The organism is Lysobacter xanthus (assembly GCF_047159895.1).
The window spans coordinates 1-16,688 of record NZ_BAAGAB020000037.1; the positions used below are offsets into that span (position 1 = coordinate 1).

At 70.5% G+C, this 16,688-nt stretch carries 17 protein-coding genes; 4 read left to right on the forward strand and 13 right to left on the reverse strand.

Annotated elements, in window-relative coordinates; all coding sequences use genetic code 11:
- Positions 1 to 1,068 (reverse strand): M20/M25/M40 family metallo-hydrolase (locus ACY35P_RS10015; RefSeq protein WP_462115688.1); only part of this gene is annotated, 1,068 nt, incomplete at its 3' end.
- A 181-nt stretch (positions 1,069 to 1,249) separates the two neighbouring features.
- Between ACY35P_RS10015 and ACY35P_RS10020 the strand changes: the two genes are divergently transcribed.
- The gene (locus ACY35P_RS10020) at positions 1,250 to 1,618 is read left to right on the forward strand and encodes a ComEA family DNA-binding protein (protein ID WP_462115689.1); all 369 of its coding nucleotides are present in this window, start codon (positions 1,250 to 1,252) and stop codon (positions 1,616 to 1,618) included.
- 163 nt (positions 1,619 to 1,781) lie between these two features.
- On the forward strand, positions 1,782 to 2,408 hold the full coding sequence (locus ACY35P_RS10025; protein WP_462115690.1) for a HutD/Ves family protein: 627 nt from the start codon (positions 1,782 to 1,784) through the stop codon (positions 2,406 to 2,408).
- A gap of 9 nt (positions 2,409 to 2,417) precedes the next feature.
- Here ACY35P_RS10025 and ACY35P_RS10030 read toward each other — a convergent pair whose 3' ends face one another.
- The 9 genes from ACY35P_RS10030 to ACY35P_RS10070 form a co-directional block, all read right to left on the reverse strand.
- Positions 2,418 to 3,065 (reverse strand): PepSY-associated TM helix domain-containing protein, encoded by a 648-nt coding sequence (locus ACY35P_RS10030; protein WP_462115691.1) that lies wholly within the window; start codon positions 3,063 to 3,065, stop codon positions 2,418 to 2,420.
- Between the two features lie 8 nt (positions 3,066 to 3,073).
- Positions 3,074 to 5,266, reverse strand: coding sequence for a TonB-dependent receptor (locus ACY35P_RS10035; protein ID WP_462115692.1), 2,193 nt, complete (start codon positions 5,264 to 5,266; stop codon positions 3,074 to 3,076).
- Positions 5,267 to 5,704: 438 nt separating this feature from the next.
- Positions 5,705 to 6,025, reverse strand: a complete 321-nt coding sequence (locus ACY35P_RS10040) for a Rieske (2Fe-2S) protein (RefSeq protein WP_462115693.1) — start codon at positions 6,023 to 6,025, stop codon at positions 5,705 to 5,707.
- Position 6,026: 1 nt separating this feature from the next.
- On the reverse strand, positions 6,027 to 6,572 hold the full coding sequence (locus tag ACY35P_RS10045; RefSeq protein WP_462115694.1) for a GNAT family N-acetyltransferase: 546 nt from the start codon (positions 6,570 to 6,572) through the stop codon (positions 6,027 to 6,029).
- A gap of 50 nt (positions 6,573 to 6,622) precedes the next feature.
- Positions 6,623 to 7,858 (reverse strand): cysteine desulfurase, encoded by a 1,236-nt coding sequence (locus ACY35P_RS10050; protein ID WP_462115695.1) that lies wholly within the window; start codon positions 7,856 to 7,858, stop codon positions 6,623 to 6,625.
- On the reverse strand, positions 7,855 to 9,147 hold the full coding sequence (gene sufD / locus ACY35P_RS10055; protein WP_462115696.1) for a Fe-S cluster assembly protein SufD: 1,293 nt from the start codon (positions 9,145 to 9,147) through the stop codon (positions 7,855 to 7,857). Before sufD ends, ACY35P_RS10050 begins: the two co-directional genes overlap by 4 nt.
- 1 nt (position 9,148) lies before the next feature.
- On the reverse strand, positions 9,149 to 9,913 hold the full coding sequence (gene sufC / locus ACY35P_RS10060) for a Fe-S cluster assembly ATPase SufC (RefSeq protein WP_462115697.1): 765 nt from the start codon (positions 9,911 to 9,913) through the stop codon (positions 9,149 to 9,151).
- 106 nt (positions 9,914 to 10,019) lie between these two features.
- The gene (gene sufB / locus ACY35P_RS10065; RefSeq protein WP_462115698.1) at positions 10,020 to 11,468 is read right to left on the reverse strand and encodes a Fe-S cluster assembly protein SufB; all 1,449 of its coding nucleotides are present in this window, start codon (positions 11,466 to 11,468) and stop codon (positions 10,020 to 10,022) included.
- A gap of 9 nt (positions 11,469 to 11,477) precedes the next feature.
- Positions 11,478 to 11,930 (reverse strand): SUF system Fe-S cluster assembly regulator, encoded by a 453-nt coding sequence (locus tag ACY35P_RS10070; protein WP_462115699.1) that lies wholly within the window; start codon positions 11,928 to 11,930, stop codon positions 11,478 to 11,480.
- 163 nt (positions 11,931 to 12,093) lie between these two features.
- Here ACY35P_RS10070 and ACY35P_RS10075 point away from each other — a divergent pair, with 163 nt between their 5' ends.
- Complete coding sequence (locus tag ACY35P_RS10075; protein WP_462115700.1) at positions 12,094 to 12,612, forward strand: SET domain-containing protein; 519 nt, start codon at positions 12,094 to 12,096, stop codon at positions 12,610 to 12,612.
- 118 nt (positions 12,613 to 12,730) lie between these two features.
- Complete coding sequence (locus tag ACY35P_RS10080; RefSeq protein ID WP_462115701.1) at positions 12,731 to 15,007, forward strand: DUF5916 domain-containing protein; 2,277 nt, start codon at positions 12,731 to 12,733, stop codon at positions 15,005 to 15,007.
- On the opposite strand, the gene ACY35P_RS10085 is transcribed toward ACY35P_RS10080, so the two are convergent.
- From ACY35P_RS10085 to ACY35P_RS10095, 3 genes are read right to left on the reverse strand one after another with little or no spacing between them, the layout of a single operon-like run.
- Positions 14,989 to 15,441, reverse strand: coding sequence for a putative toxin-antitoxin system toxin component, PIN family (locus ACY35P_RS10085; protein ID WP_462115702.1), 453 nt, complete (start codon positions 15,439 to 15,441; stop codon positions 14,989 to 14,991). The genes ACY35P_RS10080 and ACY35P_RS10085 overlap by 19 nt on opposite strands.
- Positions 15,428 to 16,126 carry a hypothetical protein gene (locus tag ACY35P_RS10090; protein WP_462115703.1) on the reverse strand — a complete coding sequence of 233 codons (699 nt, stop codon included), beginning with the start codon at positions 16,124 to 16,126 and terminating at the stop codon, positions 15,428 to 15,430. Before ACY35P_RS10090 ends, ACY35P_RS10085 begins: the two co-directional genes overlap by 14 nt.
- Positions 16,095 to 16,658 (reverse strand): YceB family lipoprotein, encoded by a 564-nt coding sequence (locus tag ACY35P_RS10095; protein WP_462115704.1) that lies wholly within the window; start codon positions 16,656 to 16,658, stop codon positions 16,095 to 16,097. The genes ACY35P_RS10090 and ACY35P_RS10095 overlap by 32 nt, the downstream gene beginning before the upstream one ends.
- Positions 16,659 to 16,688: the final 30 nt, after the last annotated feature.

Sequence of the window (16,688 nt, forward strand, 5' to 3'; positions counted from 1 at the left end):
CAGCTCGCCCGCGCGCTTGCCGTCCAGCGTCGGCGGCAGCCGCAGCGACAGCTTCACCGACGTATACGGACGCAGCACGTTGCCGGCCGACGCCAGCGGCGGCATGCCGTCCACGCCGGTGATCGACAGCGCGGGCCGCCACGTTCGGTTGAGCACCAGCTCGATGAGTTCGTCGTCCATCGGCACCATGCCGTCGAGGAACGGGAACTTGTCGAACACCGCCGTATCGAGCACGCGCGCGGCTTCCTGCGCCTGCGCCATGCGTTCGGCGGGCACCTCCACGTGCATGCCCTCGATGAGGATCCGGCCGGTCGTCTCGTCCTCGATCCGCGACAGGAGCGTACGCAGGATGCGGAAGCTCGACGGCACCACGCCCGAGGCGTCGCCCGAATGCACGCCCTCGTGCAGCACGCGCACGGTGAGGTTGCCGCCGGTCAGGCCGCGCAGCGACGTCGTGCACCACAGCTGCTCGTAGTTGCCGCAGCCCGAGTCGAGGCAGACCACCAGCGACGGCTTGCCGATGCGTGGGGCGAGGTGATCGACGTAGGCCGGCAGGTCGTAACTGCCGGATTCCTCGCAGGCCTCGATCAGCACCACGCACCGCGCATGCGGCAGGCCCTGTTCGCGCAGCGCCATCACCGCGGTGAGCGAACCGAAGATCGCGTAGCCGTCGTCCGCGCCGCCGCGGCCGTAGAGGCGGTCGCCCTTGATGACGGGCGTCCACGGGCCGAGGTCCTCGTCCCAGCCGGTCATTTCCGGCTGCTTGTCGAGGTGGCCGTAGAGCAGCACGCAGTCGTCCTCGCGGCCGCCGTTCGCGGCCGGGATCTCTACGTAGATCAGCGGCGTGCGGCCTTCCAGGCGCACCACCTCGAGGACCATGCCCTCGATGCCCTGCGCGCGCGCCCAGCCTTCCATCAGCGCGACGGCCTGGTCCATGTAGCCGTTGGCCACCCAGTCGGCGTCGAACATGGGCGACTTGCAGGGGATCCGGATGTATTCGACCAGGCGGGGGACGATCTCGTCGTCCCACTTCTGCGACACGAAGGCTTCGACGCGGCGGGCGTCCATCGGCAACTCGGGATAGGGCGGGGGTCGACGATTCTACCGCCCGGCCCGTGTGGGACTTTTCCTACGGCACGCTACAGACAGTTCCGCCCCGTGGCGGGGCGTCGGCCGATCGGAGGGCCAAGCGGCGGCGGGGACACTGTCTCCACCGGCCGACCGGCCATTCACCGACAAGGACCCCGTCATGAACCCCGCCCGCCTCCTGCACATCCTCGCGCTCTCGCTCGCTTTCGCCTCGACCGCGGTCGCGGCCTCGCCGCTCGCCACCCCGGTCGCGCGTCCCGGCGTCGCCGTCGAGCGCGTCAACATCAACACCGCCGACGTCGCCACGCTCGACCGCGTGCTGGTCAACATCGGCCCGTCGAAGGCCGAGGCGATCGTGGCCTACCGCAAGACCAACGGCCCGTTCCGCAGCATCGACCAGCTCGCGCTGGTGAAGGGCATCGGCCTCAAGACCATCGAAAAGAACCGCGACCGCATCCTGCTGGGCAGCGTCGCCCCGGCACGACCCGCCGCGCGCGCCGCGCTGCCCGCGGCCGGCCTGCGCCGCTGACCGCATCACCGGCCGCACGGACGACGGCCGGCAGGCAGGACGCCTGATCCCGGGAGAAAACCCGACACGGAGGTATGCCGCCGGCAGGCAGGAGGCTTGCCGGCGGTTTCCGTGCGTCCACGCGCCGGCGGCATACTCCGGTCATCGACTGCACGGATGCCCCATGGCCCCGACCTCGCGCGTCATCCCGTCCTACGAGTACCGCCGCACGCGCTGGCGCAACGGCGGGGGCTGGACCCGCGAGATCCACGCGGAACCCGCGGGCGAGGGCGAGTGGGACTGGCGACTGTCGATCGCGGAGATCACCGCCGACGGGCCCTTCTCGACGTTTCCGGGCGTCGATCGCGAACTGGTGCTGCTGGCCGGCGAGGGTCTGCGCCTGCGCTTCGAGGACGACACCGCGGAGCTCAAGCCGCCTTACGGCCGACACCGCTTCGCGGGCGAGTCGCCCGTGCACGGCGAACTGGTGGCCGGGCCGACCCACGACTTCAACCTGATGTGGCGCCGGGACCGCTACGTGGCCGACCTGTGGCGACGCCCGCTGGTGGGCGCGATGGTCGTCTTCGCGGAGCCGCGCTCGACATGGGTCGTGCATCAGCTCGCCGGGGGCGCGCGCTTCGCCGACGCCAGCGGGCTGCCGGATCTCGCCATGGGCGACACAGCGATCCTGCAGGCGGGCGAGGCACGGTTGCGCCACGTGCTCGACGGCGCGGGCGAGGCGTTGCTGATCCGACTGCATCCGGCCGATGCGCCGCCGTCGTCGAACCTGGAACTCGCGCCGCTCGGCTGAGCGGCGACCTCAGGCGAGCGCCATGCCCACGACGACGAGGAAGACCGCGGTCGACAGGCCCATGACGCTGAGCAGCATCTGCCGCGGCGTGCGACCCCGCGCCCACATCCAGAGGCCCGACAGCCCGAGCAGGATCATGCCGATGGCGAAGCTGTCGTGCAGCAGCGACCACGCCGTGCCGCCGCCGACGCCCTTGTGCAGGCGCAGCAGCGCGGCGAGCGTCGACTGTTCGCTGCGCTTGAGCTCGGCGGTCGCGTTGCCCGGCACGTAGTCGAGCGACCAGGAACGCCGCGCGGTGCCGCCCGAGGCCGACCACTTCGCCGGCTGCTTCACCTCGCGGCCTTCCACGCGCGCGCCTTCCGGCTTGCCGCCCCGGACGGTCGTCGCCTCGAGGCCGTGCGTCGCACGCAGCCAGTCGCGCAGCGCCTCCTTGCTGCCGCGCGCCGCCGCCGGTACCTCGAGCGTCACCGTGCCGACTTCGCGCGAATCGCCCTGCGGCCACGCCGAGTCGCCGAAGCGATGGCCCATCACCAGGCCGGTGAGTCCGAACATCAGCGCCGCCAGCGCGCCCCAGGCGCCCACCCACAGGTGGATCTGGCGCACCCAGCGGTAGACCACGGGTCGGGCGGGGCGGGGCGCGGGACGGGCGGTGGACATGCGGTGCCTCAGAAGTCGTAGGTGATGCCCAGGTAGGCCGTGCGCGGCGCACCGGGCGAGACGTTGTCGTTGCTGTTGGCGCTCGCGAAGTAGGACGTGTCGAACAGGTTCTCGACGTTCAACTGCAGGCGCACGTTCTGCGACGCGCGAAAATACACCGCGCCGTCGACGCGCACGTAGTCGTCGAGCACCGTGCGGCTCGCCGGAAGCCCGGCGACGCTGCTGGTGGGCACGTTCGGCAGCGCTGCGTAGACCTCGCCGCGGTACGTCGCCCCGAGGCCGACGCCCCAGCGCGGCGTCAGGTCGAACCGGTTCCACAGCGTCGCGCTGTGGCGCGGCAGCTGGGCGAGGCGCGTGCCGGCCGGCGTCGTCGCCGCGATCGCACGGGTGAATTCGCCCTCCTGGTACGCGTACCCCGCGATCACGCTCCAGCGATCCGTCACGCGGCCGGCCAGCTCGAGTTCGACGCCGCGGGTGCGCTGGCCGTCGGCCAGGACGGTGCGCGTGTTGGTGGGGTCGGTGGGGTCGAGCACGACCACGTTGCTGCGGTCGAGGCGATAGACGGCGGCGCTCGCCGTCAGGCCCGCACGAACGTCCCACTTCGCGCCGATCTCGCGGTTGACGAACTTTTCCGGTTCGAGCGCGGCATTGCTCGTACTCAGCGACGCCAGCTGGTCGCCCGCGCGCGGCACGTAGGCGACGCTGTAGCTCGCGTAGACCGAGAGCGGGTCGACCGGCTTCCAGACGAGGCCCACGCGCGGCGACAGCAGGTTGTCGGTGGTCGAGAACGTCTGTCCGTTGCGGTTGTTGCGCAGGTCGACGCCGAACCGGTCGTACCGCACGCCCACGAGTGCCTGCCACTGCGGCGAGAAGTCGATCTGGTCCTGCAGGTACGCGGCGGCGATGCGCGCGACACTGTGGTTGTTCGCATCCGTGGCCGACGGCGCGAACACGAGCGGGCCGGTGTAACGCGGGTTCTCCAGCGGGACGCAGGCCTGCGCCGTCGTCGCGGGCTTGCCCGGCTGCACTGCGCAGGAACTCGCCGGGAACACGCCGGTCATGCGCAGGTTGTCCGTCTCCTGCCGCCCGAACTCGGCGCCCGCGAGCAGCGTGTGCTGGAGCGCGCCCGTGGCGAAATGCATTTCGACGTCGGTCTGGTTGAACAGGTTCTCGCGCGTGGTCGCGTTGTTGTACGCCGCCACCACGACGTCGATGCCGCCGCCGGCGCGGGGCGTCGTGCCGTTGCCGAACACGTTCTGGTAGAACTTGTCGTAAGACGCCCAGCGGGTGGTGTTGCGGAGCGTGACGTTGTCGGAGACGGCATGTTCGACGCGCAGCGACAGGATGTCGGCCGTGGCCTCGACCGGGCTGCGGTCGGGGTCGCCGAAGAACGTCGAGCGGTCGACATCCACCGGACGATCGATGCCGAAGGCGCGCAGCGCGGGCAGGCCACGATCGGCCACGCGCTCATCGTGGAAGCGCTCGTACGAGGCGGTGACGCGCGTCGCTTCGGTGGGGTCCCAGGTCAGCGTCGGATTGACGCCGTAGCGGCGCAGGTCGAAGCCGTCGCGGAAGTTCTCGGAGTCCTCGTAGACGCCCGTGACCCGCAGCGCGGTCGTCGCACCCGCCGCGCCGCCGAGGTCGAACGTGCCGCGACGGCGGCCGTCCGTCCCCACCTGCAGGCCGACTTCGCGATGCAGCTGCCGATCGGCCGTCTTGGTCACCCGGTTGACGACGCCGCCCGCGCCGCCGCGGCCGAAGATCATCGCATTGGGGCCCTTGAGCACCTCGACGCGTTCGACGTTGTAGACGTCGCGGATGTACTGCACGTCGTCGCGCACGCCGTCGATGAAGAGGTCGCCGGTGGTGCTGTTGCCGCGCAGGATCGGGGTGTCGCGGTTGCCTTCGCCCTGTCCGACCCCGACGCCGGGCACCAACCGGAGCGCATCGGCGAGGCTGGTGATCGCCTGGTCGCGCATCGCCTCGTCGGTCACGACCGATACCGCCTGCGGCACGTCCTTGAGCGCGGTGTCCGTCTTGGTCGCCGTGCGCGTGCCCCGGGCCGCGTATCCCTCGCGCTGGCCGTGCACCTGCACGCGGTCGAGCTCGATGGGCTCCGGCGCGGGGTCGGCCCAGGCCTGCTGCGAAAGGCAGGCGACGAGCGCGACGAACAGGGGAGCAGGACGGAAACGGTGCGACACGGGACTCTCCTTGTAGCCAGCGGCTGCTTGGAGGGAAGGCTAATGAGAGTGATTCGCGTTTGCAAGAAGTTTCGATGCGGCCCCGAGCGGCCGTGGTCCAGCGAGCGGTGGGAAACGGCCGGGTCGACCGACTCTCGAAGCCCGAGGGGGCGATGCGCGGGGCAGGGCGGAGCGCGCTCGTCACCCAGCGGTTATGACGCGAGCAGGTGCCATGGTTCGGATCGCGCGACGGAACCACTTGGGGCTCCGCGGCCCCTTCGTCGCTTGCCTGATTCGCCGGGACCGCGCACCTGACGACCGCGAGGACGGGGGATGCGCATTACGCGGTCTGGGGCGGCGCCGCGCCCGGGCTTCCGTTGCGGCGTAGCACGGCCTGGTGTAGCCGACTGAAGGCCCGCCCCGCCGCTTATGTCACCGCCGGACGCCGTTCGCCACGCGTCAGCGGTCGTCGCGCGTCCAGATCACGCCGTCGACGACTTCGACCGGAAACTTGGCCACCGGAACGTAGGCCGGGCCGCACAACGCGCGGCCGTCACGCAGGTCGAAGCGCGCGCCGTGCAGCACGCATTCGACACTCCCGGACGCGGCGTCGATGGGGCCGGCGGAGAGTTCGAAATCCTCGTGCGTGCACCGGTCCTCGACCGCGTAGAAGTCGCCGTCGAGGTTCACCACGAAGATCGGCGTGTCGCCATCCCAGGCGACGGTGCTCTCGCCGGGCAGCAGTTCGGCGGTGGTGGCGACGCGGATCCAGCCGTCCATGTCAGCGGCCGGCCGCGTGCTTCTCGAGCACTTCGAAGCGGAGGTCGTCGCGGCGCGGCCGGCCGAAGCGCTCGTCGCCGTACGGGAACGGCTTGACAATGCCGGTGCGACGGTAGCCTCGGCGCTGGTAGAAGGCTATCAGTTCGTCCCGCACGTCGATCACGGTCATTCGCATCACCGGAAGCTGCCAGTCCTCGAACACCAGCCGCTCGGCTTCCGCCAGCAGGCGCTTGCCGAGGCCCGCGCCCTGGAGCGTCGGGCGAATGGAGAACATGCCGAAGTAACCGCCCGCGTCCTCGACCGCGACGTGCGCGCAACCGACGAGTTCACTGCGATCACCCTGGATGGACTCCGCCAGCAGGATCACGCTGCGCGGCCGTGCGAGGCAGGATTCGATGTCGTCGGCGCCGGTACGGCGTCCGTCGAGGAGGTCGGCCTCCGTCGTCCAGCCCGCGCGGCTGGCCTCGCCGCGGTAGGCCGATTCCACCAGCGCGACGATCGCGTCGACGTCATTCGGCGTGGCGGGGCGGAAGCGGAGGTCGGTCATTCGCGGAGCCGGCAGGGCGGGTGGAGCGCATCGTAGACGGGCGCGCGCGCTCAGGCGAGCAGGCGACGAACCTTCTGCAGCGCGGCGACGAAGGCTTCGACTTCCTCGTGCGTGTTGTAGAACGCGAAGGACGCACGGCACGTCGCGGCAACGCCGAAGAACGCCATCAGCGGATGCGCGCAATGCTGTCCGGAACGGACGGCGACGCCCTCGAGATCGAGCAGGGTGGCGAGGTCGTGCGCATGCGCGCCCTCGACGAGGAAACTGATGACCGCGGCCTTCTCGCGGGCGCGTCCGAAGATGCGCACGCCGTCGACCGCGTCGAGCGCTTCCGTCGCATGCGCGAGCAGTTCCTTCTCGCGCGCCTCGATCGCCGCCATGCCGACCGAGCCGAGGTAATCCACCGCCGCGCCGAGGCCCACGAAGCCCGCGATGTTCGGCGTGCCGGCTTCGAAGCGGTGCGGCGCGTCGTTGTAGACGGTGCCTTCGAAGCGCACCTCGCGGATCATCTCGCCGCCCCCGAGGAACGGCGGCATCTCGGACAGAAGCTCGCGACGGCCCCACAGGGCCCCGGTTCCGGTGGGGCCGACCATCTTGTGGCCGGTGACGGCATAGAAGTCGCAGCCGATCGACGCGACGTCGAGCGCGCGATGCGGCGCGGCCTGCGAGCCGTCCACCACGGTGACGATGCCGCGTCGGCGCGCCTCGCGGCAGATGTCGCGTACGGGGTTCACGGTGCCGAGCACGTTGGAGACGTGGGTGACCGCGAGCAGCTTCACGTCGGGCGTCAGGAGCGCATACAACGCCTCGAGGTCGAGTTCGCCGCGCTCGTCGATCTCCGCGACCCGGATCGCCGCGCCCGTGCGCTCGGCGACGATCTGCCAGGGCACGATGTTCGCGTGGTGCTCGATGCGGGTCAGTACGATCGCGTCGCCCGGCTTCAGCCGCGGCAGGGCCCAGCTGTAGGCGACGAGATTGATCGCGAACGTCGTGCCGCTGCAGAGCACGAGTTCGTCCGGGCGGACGTTGAGAAACGCGGCGAGGCGGCGGCGTGCGCCCTCGTAGGCCTCGGTCGCTTCCGAGCCCAGCGCATGCACCGCGCGGCTGACGTTCGCATTGTGGCGACGATAGAAATCATCCACCGCCTCGATCACGGCGGCGGGCTTCTGCGCCGTGTTCGCCGAGTCCAGATAGACCAGCGGCTTGCCGTGGACTTCGCGCTCCAGCAGCGGGAAGTCCGCGCGCACGCGTGCCCAGTCGACGGTGGACGTCGGGACGCTGCTCATCGCCCCTGCACCCGCGCCAATGCGGCGTCCAGGCGCGCGGCGAGCAGGTCGCGGGTCGCGCCGTCGTCGAGCAGCGACAACGTCTCGCGGCAGAACGCGGCGGTCAGCAGGGCACGGGCCTCGGCGGCCGGGATGCCCCGCGATCGCAGGTAGAAGAGCGAGGTGGGGTCGAGCTGGCCGACGGTCGCGCCATGCGCGGCCTGCACTTCGTCGGCATGGATGACGAGCACCGGCTGCGAGTCGACCTCCGCACCGTCCGACAGCAGCAGGTTCTTGTTGGACAGCATGGCCTGCGTGCCGTCGGCCCCCTCGCGGATGAGGATGCCGCCGTGGAAGGCGACACGCGAGCGGCCGTCGGCGAGGCCGCGCCAGGTGAGGTCGCAACGGCTGTCGCGGCCGACGTGGTCGAGCCCGAGCCGGGTGTCGAGGTGGCGCCGCCCGTCACCGAGCAGCACGCCGTTGGCCTGCGCGACCGCACCTTCGCCGTGCAGCGCGATGTTGAGTTCGTGCCGGCTGAGCGCCGCGCCCAGTTCCAGGTCGAGCCGCTCGTAGCGCGAATCGCGCGCGAGCACGGCGTCCGTCCGGGCGAACAGGTGGGCGAGGCCGGATTCGTCCTGCAGCCGCGCATGCACGAGGTGCGCGCCGGTCTTGAGGTGCACGTGCACCACCGACGTGGCGAGGTTGGCATGGCTTCCCGCTGCGATCGCGTGCTCGACGAGTTCGAGCCGCGCGCCTTCGCGCAGGTCGACGAGATGCCGCAGGTGCGAAGCGACATCGGCGCTGGACGTGCTGCCGACCGCCACCAGATGCAGCGGGCGCGTCGCCTGGACGCCGGCCTCGACGCGGACGATCGCGCCCTCGACGGCGAGCGCCGCGTTGAGGCGCGCGAAGGGCTCGTCGGCGCGGTCGAACCGGCGGCCGAGGATGTTGCACTCGCGCTCGTCGCCGCGTTCGAGGACCGTCGAGAGCGGTTCCACCGTGATGCCGCCGTCGAGGCCGGCGAGATCGCTCAGCAATGGGACGTATCGACCGTTCGCGAAGACGATGCGCGGCGTGGGGATGTCGGCGACGACCGCGGGGTCGACGGCGACATCGGCATCGGGCACGGCGTACGTGCGCCGTTCCAGCGGCCGCAGGCTGGTGTATTTCCAGGCTTCCACGCGCGCGCCCGGCAGGCCGTCGCGGCGCAGCGCCTCCAGCGCCTCGCGACGTGCGGGGCCGAGGCGGCCGGCCTCGCGCAGCGGCAGCGTGTCGAACCCGGCGGTGAGCGAATCGAGCAGGGCGCTCATGTCAGGCCGACGCCCCCGGCGCGACACGGTCCTTCAGCCAGGCGTAGCCGTGCTGTTCGAGCTCCAGCGCCAGCTCGGGGCCACCGGTCTCGACGATGCGACCATCCGCGAGCACGTGCACGACGTCCGGCCGGATGTAGTCGAGCAGGCGCTGATAGTGGGTGATCACGAGGAAGGCGCGGTCGGCCGAACGCAGCGCGTTGACGCCGTCGGCGACCGCCTTGAGCGCATCGATGTCGAGGCCGGAATCGGTCTCGTCCAGGATCGCCAGCTTGGGCTCGAGCAGCGCGAGCTGGAAGATCTCGTTGCGCTTCTTCTCGCCGCCGGAGAAGCCCTCGTTGACGGCGCGATGCAGCAGCTCGTCCTTGAGGTGCAGCACGGCGAGTTTCTCGCGCACGCGCTTGAGGAACTGCATCGAATCGAGCTCCTCCTCGCCACGCGCCTTGCGTTGCGCATTGAGCGCGGCGCGCAGGAAGTAGGTGTTGTTCACGCCCGGAATCTCGACCGGGTACTGGAACGCGAGGAAGACGCCGGCGGCCGCGCGTTCCTCGGGCTCGAGCGCCAGCAGGTCGCGGCCCTCGAACTCGATCGAGCCTTCGACCACGTCGTAGCCTTCGCGGCCGGCCAGCACGTTGCCGAGCGTGGACTTGCCCGCGCCGTTGGGGCCCATGATCGCGTGCACGCGCCCGGCGTCGACCTCGAGCGAGAGGCCCTTGAGGATGTCCTTGCCGGCGACGCGGACGTGGAGGTTTTCGATCTTCAGCATGGTCGGATGTCCAGAGGAATCAGGGCCGTCCTGGGCGCGACGTTCGTCGCTTCGGGCAGCGCCCGGTCCGGACGTCCTGTCCGAACGGTGGAGCCGGCGCCGACGCTCAGCCGACGGAGCCTTCGAGGCTCACCTCGAGCAGCTTCTTCGCCTCGACGGCGAATTCCATCGGCAGTTCCTTGAACACCGACTTGCAGAAGCCGTCGACGATCATCGACACCGCGTCTTCCTCGGCGATGCCGCGGGACCGGCAATAGAACATCTGGTCCTCGCTGATCTTCGAGGTGGTGGCCTCGTGCTCGACCTTGGCGCCGGGATGGCGCACCTCGATGTACGGGAACGTGTGCGCGCCGCACTTCTTGCCGATCAGCAGCGAGTCGCACTGCGTGTAGTTGCGGGCGTCCTCGGCGGTGCGCTCGACGCGCACCAGGCCCCGGTAGGTGTTCTGGCCGCGCCCGGCGCTGATGCCCTTGCTCACGATCTTGCTCTTCGTGCGCTTGCCGACGTGAATCATCTTGGTGCCGGTGTCGGCCTGCTGGCGGTGGTGCGTGAGCGCGACCGAATAGAACTCGCCGACCGAGTCGTCGCCGATCAGCACGCAGCTCGGGTATTTCCAGGTGATCGCCGAGCCGGTCTCCACCTGCGTCCAGCTGATCTTCGACTTCGCGCCACGGCATTCGCCGCGCTTGGTCACGAAGTTGTAGATGCCGCCGACGCCGTTCTCGTCGCCCGGATACCAGTTCTGCACGGTGCTGTACTTGATCTCCGCGCCCTCGAGCGCGACGAGCTCGACCACCGCCGCATGCAGCTGGTTCTCGTCGCGCTGCGGCGCGGTACAGCCTTCGAGGTAGGACACGTAGGCACCGTCCTCGCAGACGATGAGCGTGCGCTCGAACTGGCCGGTCTCGCTCGCATTGATGCGGAAGTACGTCGACAGCTCCATCGGGCAGCGCACGCCCTTGGGGATGAAGACGAAGCTGCCGTCGGAGAAGACGGCCGAGTTGAGCGCGGCGAAGAAGTTGTCGCCCACCGGCACCACGCTGCCGAGGTACTGGCGGACAAGGTCGGGGTGTTCGCGCACCGCCTCGGACATCGACATGAAGACGACGCCCTTCTCGGCGAGCTCCTTGCGGAACGTGGTGCCGACGGAGACCGAGTCGAACACCGCATCCACCGCCACGCCGGCGAGCCGCGCGCGCTCGTGCAGCGGGACCCCGAGCTTGTCGTAGGTATCCAGCAGTTCCTGCGGCACCTCGTCGAGCGACTGGTACTTGGGACCCTTCGGCGCGGAGTAGTAGCTCAGCGCCTGGAAGTCGATGGGCTGCAGGTCGAGCTTCGCCCAGTTCGGTTCCTTGAGCGTGAGCCAGTGGCGATAGGCGGCCAGGCGCCATTCCGTCATCCACTCCGGCTCCTCCTTCTTGGCGGAGATGGCGCGGACGATGTCCTCGCTCAGGCCGGCCGGGAAGGTGTCGGACTCGATGTCGGTGACGAAGCCCGCCTCGTAGCGACGGCCGAGCTGCTGGTGGATCTCGGCGTTGGCGATGTGTTCGGTCATGGCGGTGCCTCAGGCGCTCGCGAGGCGCAGGTCGATGCGTCGCGCGGCGCGGGGATCGGGTTCGGGGTCGAGCATGTCCTGCAGGGTCACGCCCGACAGGGACTGCACGATCACGTCGTTGATGCGGCGCCAGTTGCGGCGCATGCCGCAGGAGGATTCGATGCCGCACTGGCCGTCGTGGACGCTGCACTCGGTGACCGCCAGCGGGCCCTCCATCGCCTCGATCACCTCGATCAGGCGGATGTCGGTGGCGGCCCGGGCGAGCCGGTAGCCGCCATGGGCGCCGCGGAAGCCTTCCACCAGCGCGGCCTGCGCAAGCGGCTTGAGCACCTTGCTGACCGTGGTGGCCTCCAGCCCCGCGCGATCGGCGATCTCGGTCGCGCTCAGCACCTCGGCCGGGGAGGCGGCGAGGACCGTGAGCACGACGGTCGCGTAGTCGGTGAGCTTGGTGACCCGGAGCATCTGCCGAGGCCTCGTTCCAGGACGTTTTCAATCGGGACCGGAATTGTACGATTTCCGGCCCGGCGTCGCCATGTGCCGGTGCCGGCGGTTCAGGGGAAGCGGCGTGAGTGACCGGAACGTGCGGCCACGGCAGAATGCGGATCCCTTCCGGTTGGTCCACCGCATGCCCAGCAAGGTCGTCGCCCGTCGTTCCGCCATCCACGGCACGGGCGTGTTCGCCATCGCCCCCATCGCCAAGGGCGAGCGGATCATCGAGTACCGCGGCCAGCGGCGCACGCACCGGGACGTCGATTCGAGCGACGAAGGCGACGCCGAGTCCGGCCACACCTTCCTGTTCACCCTCAACGACGATTACGTCATCGACGGTGCGCGTCGGGGCAACGTGGCGAAGTGGATCAACCACAGCTGCTCGCCGAACTGCGAGTCGATCATCGAGGAAGCCGACGGCGACGACCGCACCAAGGACCGCGTCTTCATCGAAGCGAAGAAGGCGATCAAGGCCGGTGACGAGCTGACCTACAACTACGGCATCACCCTGGGCGAGCCGCACACGGCGCGCATGAAGAAGATCTGGGCCTGCCGCTGCGGCTCGAAGAACTGCACGGGCACCATGCTCCAGCCGAAGCGCGCGCCGAAGAAGGCCGCCGCCAAGCGGGCTTCGAAGGGCCGCGCGAAGGCCTGATCGCCCGGTCGGCTGCCGGGGATCACGCCCGGCATGACCTATGACAGGCGGCCTCCCGCGCGGGGCCGTCTACCCTGCGGCCTCTTTCGGCACGCCCGGTGCCGCTTCGGACTGCCGCATGCCCGCCATGCCCCGCACCGCGCTGGCGATCGCCCTGATCGCCGCGTTCCCGGCCGCCGCCGCCGCGGCCGATGGCATCAAGGTCGACGGCCGCGTCGACCCCGCCGAGTGGGCGGACGCCCGCCACGTCGCCGACTTCCGCCTGACCCAGCCGCTCTCGCGCGAGCCGGGCTCGCAGCCGACGGAAGCCTGGTTCAAGGCGACGCCCGACGGCCTCGCGATCGCGTTCCACGTCGTCCAGCCGGCGGGCGTCCCGCGCCGGCGCGACCGCTTCCAGCGCGACCAGAACGGCCAGGTCGACCGGGTCAACGTCTACGTCGACTTCGACGGGGAAGGGCGCACCGGCTACAACTTCATGGTCGCCCTGTCGGACGGCATCGCCGACGGCGTGCTGAGCAACGAGAACCAGTTCAGCGCCGACTGGGACGGCGCCTGGCGCCACGCGGTCAGCGAGGACGCGGACGGCTGGTCGGCCGAGATGCTGATCCCGTGGCACATCGCGCCGATGCGGGACGTCGCGGGCGGCACGCGCACGATCGGCATTTCGCTCGATCGCGTGCTCGGCGCAACCGGCGAGCGCATGTCGTGGCCGGCGGTCTCGTTCAACGAGCCGCGCTTCCTCTCGGTGTTCGAGAAGGTCGACGTGCCGAAGTACAGCCAGGCGCTGTTCGCCGTCACCCCGTACGTCGCGGGCCTGCAGGACATGGTGCGCCGCAAGGCGGACTTCGACGCGGGCGCCGACCTGTTCTGGAAGCCCAACGGGCAGTTCCAGCTGTCGGCGACGATCAACCCGGACTTCGGGCAGGTCGAGAGCGACCAGCTCGTCGTCAACTTCAGCGCCATCGAGACGTTCTTCAGCGACAAGCGCCCGTTCTTCACCGAGAACCAGAGCTTCTTCGACGTGCCGTTCGGCTCGCTCAACAACGCGAACCGGCTGATCTACACGCGCCGTGTCGGCGGCGGACGCGACGACGGCAACGGAGCCGGCGACGTCACCGCCGCGGTGAAGGTCAACGGAAGCGCGGCCGGGTTCAACTACGGCGTTTTCGCGGCCACCGAAGCCGACGACGTCGGCCGGGACTTCTACGCCGTGCGCGCGACCCGTGACCTGGCCTCGCAGGGCTTCGGCGCGATGCTCACGCGCGTCGACCGGCCGTACTTCGACCGGGTCGCCACGGTCGGTGAATTCGACCACCGCTGGCGCCCGAACGCCGCGCTGACGGTCCGCACGACCGTGGTCGGGTCCGAGGTCGAGCAGCACGGCGCGGTGGCGCGGGATACGGGCGCGCAGGTGCGCATCGACCACGACCTCGCGCCCGGCTGGCGGCAGCAGCTCTACATGCTGCACCTGGGCGATGCCCTGCAGCTCAACGATTTCGGTTACCTCGAGCGCAACAACTTCAACTACGGCCGCTACGAGGTCTCGCATCGCGTCACCGACCTGCCGAAGGAATCGGCGTTCGCCAGCCACCAGTGGCGTGCGGCGGTGTCGCGTCGCATGAACGACGACGGCGTGCTCATCGCCGACGCATGGGCCGTGAACCGTGCGAGCGAGATGCGCGACGGCGGCAACCAGTTCTTCGAGGTCGCCGGCTTCACGGCGGGACACGACGACCTGGTGACCCGCGGGCACGGGATCGTGCGCATGCCGTCCAAGGCCTACCTCTTCTACGAGCGCGGCATTCCGCGCCGCGGGCCGTGGGGCTTCTACGCCAATGCGCGCTACGCCGCCGAGAGCCTCGGCGGATGGGACGAAGGTTCGATCGCGGTCAACGTCGAGCCCACGTACTACATCAACGACAGTGCGAACGTGGGCATGTCGCTGCAGCTCAAGCACGATCCGGGGCTGCTGCTGTGGCGCGGCCCGGCGTCTGGCGGCGCGCCGATGCTCGCCACGTACCGGACGAACCAGGCCGTGCTGTCGGCAGGTGCGACGTGGCTCATCGACAGCCGCCAGGAGCTGCGCGTGCGGCTCGAGGCGATCGGCCTGGATGCGACGGCGCGGCAGAGCTACGCGCTCGCCACCGACGGCACCCCGATCGCCGTCGGGCGCCAGCATCGCGACTTCGGCCTCGGCACGATGGGGTTCCAGGTGCGCTACCGGTACGAGCTGGCGCCGCTGTCGAACCTGTACATCGCCTATGTCCGCGGCGGCGAGATGTTCGACGAGCGCCTCGACGATCCGTACCGCGCGGGCGAGCGACTCATCGACGCCTTCCGGCTGCGCGACAGCGAACAGCTGCTGGTGAAGCTCGCCTACCGTTTCGACATCTGAGCCCGCCAGGCGGCGGGCGTCAGGATCGCGAGCCCGTGCTCGCGCGACATGCGCCGGTGCATGCGCAGCAGGTCGTCGTCGCGCGTGAGCAGAGTGCGCGCGTGCGAGGCCACCGCCACCTCGAGGAACATCTGGTCGTCGGGATCGCGGCAGGCGGGCAGCGGCGGCAGGGCGCCGACGTCCACGGCATGGCCGAGGCGTTGCGCGCGTTCCATGGTCGCGTCGATGACCGGCCGTGCAAGCCCCAGGACGGGATAGCGGAGTACGCGGCGCAGCTCGGCGAGCGTGCGCCCATCCACGGCGAGCCGGACCGAACCGTCGCAGGCGTCGGCCTCGACGCCCGCCAGCGCGGCGTCGTCGAAGACCAGCAGGTCGAGCCAGGCATTGGTGTCGAGGACGAGCGTGCGCGCCTCGCCGGGTTCAGGGACGCGCATCGCGTACGGCGGCGGAGACGATGCGCCACGGCGCCTCGGGCGCACTGCGCTGCACGCTGTAGACGGCCTGCATGCGGCGCTCGCTGCCGTCGTCCGCGCGGCCGCGCACGTCCACGGGCACGCTGACCCGACCGCCGGCGTCGGCGGTCGGTGCGCCCACGTCGACGCCGAACACGGCCCCGCGCGAGAGCTGCAGAACGGCGGAATCGTTGGGCGTCGTCGTCCAGAGCGCCTGCGCCTTGGCCGGCGCCCCCGCGGTGACCGCGGCGAAGTACTGGGTGACGACGGACGTGGCCGCGGCGGCGTCCTCGGGCGGCAATGCGACGGCGGGCGGTGGCGGTGTCGGCGCGGCGGGATCCGGCACGGTCGCACCGGGAATCGCTCCGCCGTCGACCGGCGCCGGCAACGGCGCGGCGGGGTCCGCGGTGGCGACGCTTTCGGTCGGCGTCTCGGCCGGTCGGGGTGGCGGCGGCGTGGTCGGCATGCCGGTCACGCTCGTGCCGGGCGCGGCGGTGGGCGCGGGCAGCGGACGGCCGGTGGAGGCGTCGTCGCCGTTCGCGACCGCGTCCGCGCCCTCGCGTTGCGCATCGCGCCCGCAGGCAGCGAGCGCCAGCACGGCGCCGAGCAGCGCGGCCGACGTACGGATGCGGCGATCAGTCGCCGAGCTGGACCACGACCTGGCCATCCTGGATCTTCGTCCCTTCGACGCGGCGCGCACCGAGGCGGCCGATCAGCGAATCATCGAACTCGTAGATCGGTTCCTTCCGCGACCAGTCCGACAGCCACTCGTTGAGCGCACCGCGCAACGAGTCCCCCATGCGTCCCCCGAGCGCGCCGACCTCGACGTCCTCGATGCGCGGCTCGAACAGATGCAGGCCGCGCGTGGCCGGATCGTAGCGCAGTGCGCTCGTCAGCGTGAACGAGCCTTCGGGGGAGCGCGCGGCGTGTCCGAGCGCGCCGACCGCCATGTCGAAGTCCACCTTGAGGCGGCGCTCGCCAGCGGGGATCGACAGCCGCGGGTTCATCAGCGTCAGCGTGACCAGCCCGCCCAGCTTCTTGTAGTCGCGCGGAAACCCGCGCACCAGCTTCTCCTGCAGCTGGGGCTGCGTGAACGAGATGCTGTCGCGGAACAGCAGCGCACTGGCCGTGGAGCAGGCGGTGGTCAGGAAGACCGCGGCGGACGCGGCGAAGACGAGGGCGGGCAGGGCTCGGCGCATGGCGGTTCTCCGGGGTCAGCGCGACGATGC

Excerpts from the sequence above, each read along its gene's own strand:
- ACY35P_RS10090 (WP_462115703.1), bottom strand. The coding sequence starts at position 16,126 with ATGGCCAGGTCGTGGTCCAGCTCGGCGACTGATCGCCGCATCCGTACG.
- ACY35P_RS10025 (WP_462115690.1), top strand. The coding sequence starts at position 1,782 with ATGGCCCCGACCTCGCGCGTCATCCCGTCCTACGAGTACCGCCGCACG.
- ACY35P_RS10050 (WP_462115695.1), bottom strand. The coding sequence starts at position 7,858 with ATGAGCAGCGTCCCGACGTCCACCGTCGACTGGGCACGCGTGCGCGCG.
- ACY35P_RS10085 (WP_462115702.1), bottom strand. The coding sequence starts at position 15,441 with ATGCGCGTCCCTGAACCCGGCGAGGCGCGCACGCTCGTCCTCGACACC.
- ACY35P_RS10080 (WP_462115701.1), top strand. The coding sequence starts at position 12,731 with ATGCCCGCCATGCCCCGCACCGCGCTGGCGATCGCCCTGATCGCCGCG.
- ACY35P_RS10045 (WP_462115694.1), bottom strand. The coding sequence starts at position 6,572 with ATGACCGACCTCCGCTTCCGCCCCGCCACGCCGAATGACGTCGACGCG.
- sufB (WP_462115698.1), bottom strand. The coding sequence starts at position 11,468 with ATGACCGAACACATCGCCAACGCCGAGATCCACCAGCAGCTCGGCCGT.
- ACY35P_RS10020 (WP_462115689.1), top strand. The coding sequence starts at position 1,250 with ATGAACCCCGCCCGCCTCCTGCACATCCTCGCGCTCTCGCTCGCTTTC.
- sufC (WP_462115697.1), bottom strand. The coding sequence starts at position 9,913 with ATGCTGAAGATCGAAAACCTCCACGTCCGCGTCGCCGGCAAGGACATC.
- ACY35P_RS10075 (WP_462115700.1), top strand. The coding sequence starts at position 12,094 with ATGCCCAGCAAGGTCGTCGCCCGTCGTTCCGCCATCCACGGCACGGGC.
- ACY35P_RS10040 (WP_462115693.1), bottom strand. The coding sequence starts at position 6,025 with ATGGACGGCTGGATCCGCGTCGCCACCACCGCCGAACTGCTGCCCGGC.
- ACY35P_RS10070 (WP_462115699.1), bottom strand. The coding sequence starts at position 11,930 with ATGCTCCGGGTCACCAAGCTCACCGACTACGCGACCGTCGTGCTCACG.
- ACY35P_RS10095 (WP_462115704.1), bottom strand. The coding sequence starts at position 16,658 with ATGCGCCGAGCCCTGCCCGCCCTCGTCTTCGCCGCGTCCGCCGCGGTC.
- sufD (WP_462115696.1), bottom strand. The coding sequence starts at position 9,147 with ATGAGCGCCCTGCTCGATTCGCTCACCGCCGGGTTCGACACGCTGCCG.
- ACY35P_RS10030 (WP_462115691.1), bottom strand. The coding sequence starts at position 3,065 with ATGTCCACCGCCCGTCCCGCGCCCCGCCCCGCCCGACCCGTGGTCTAC.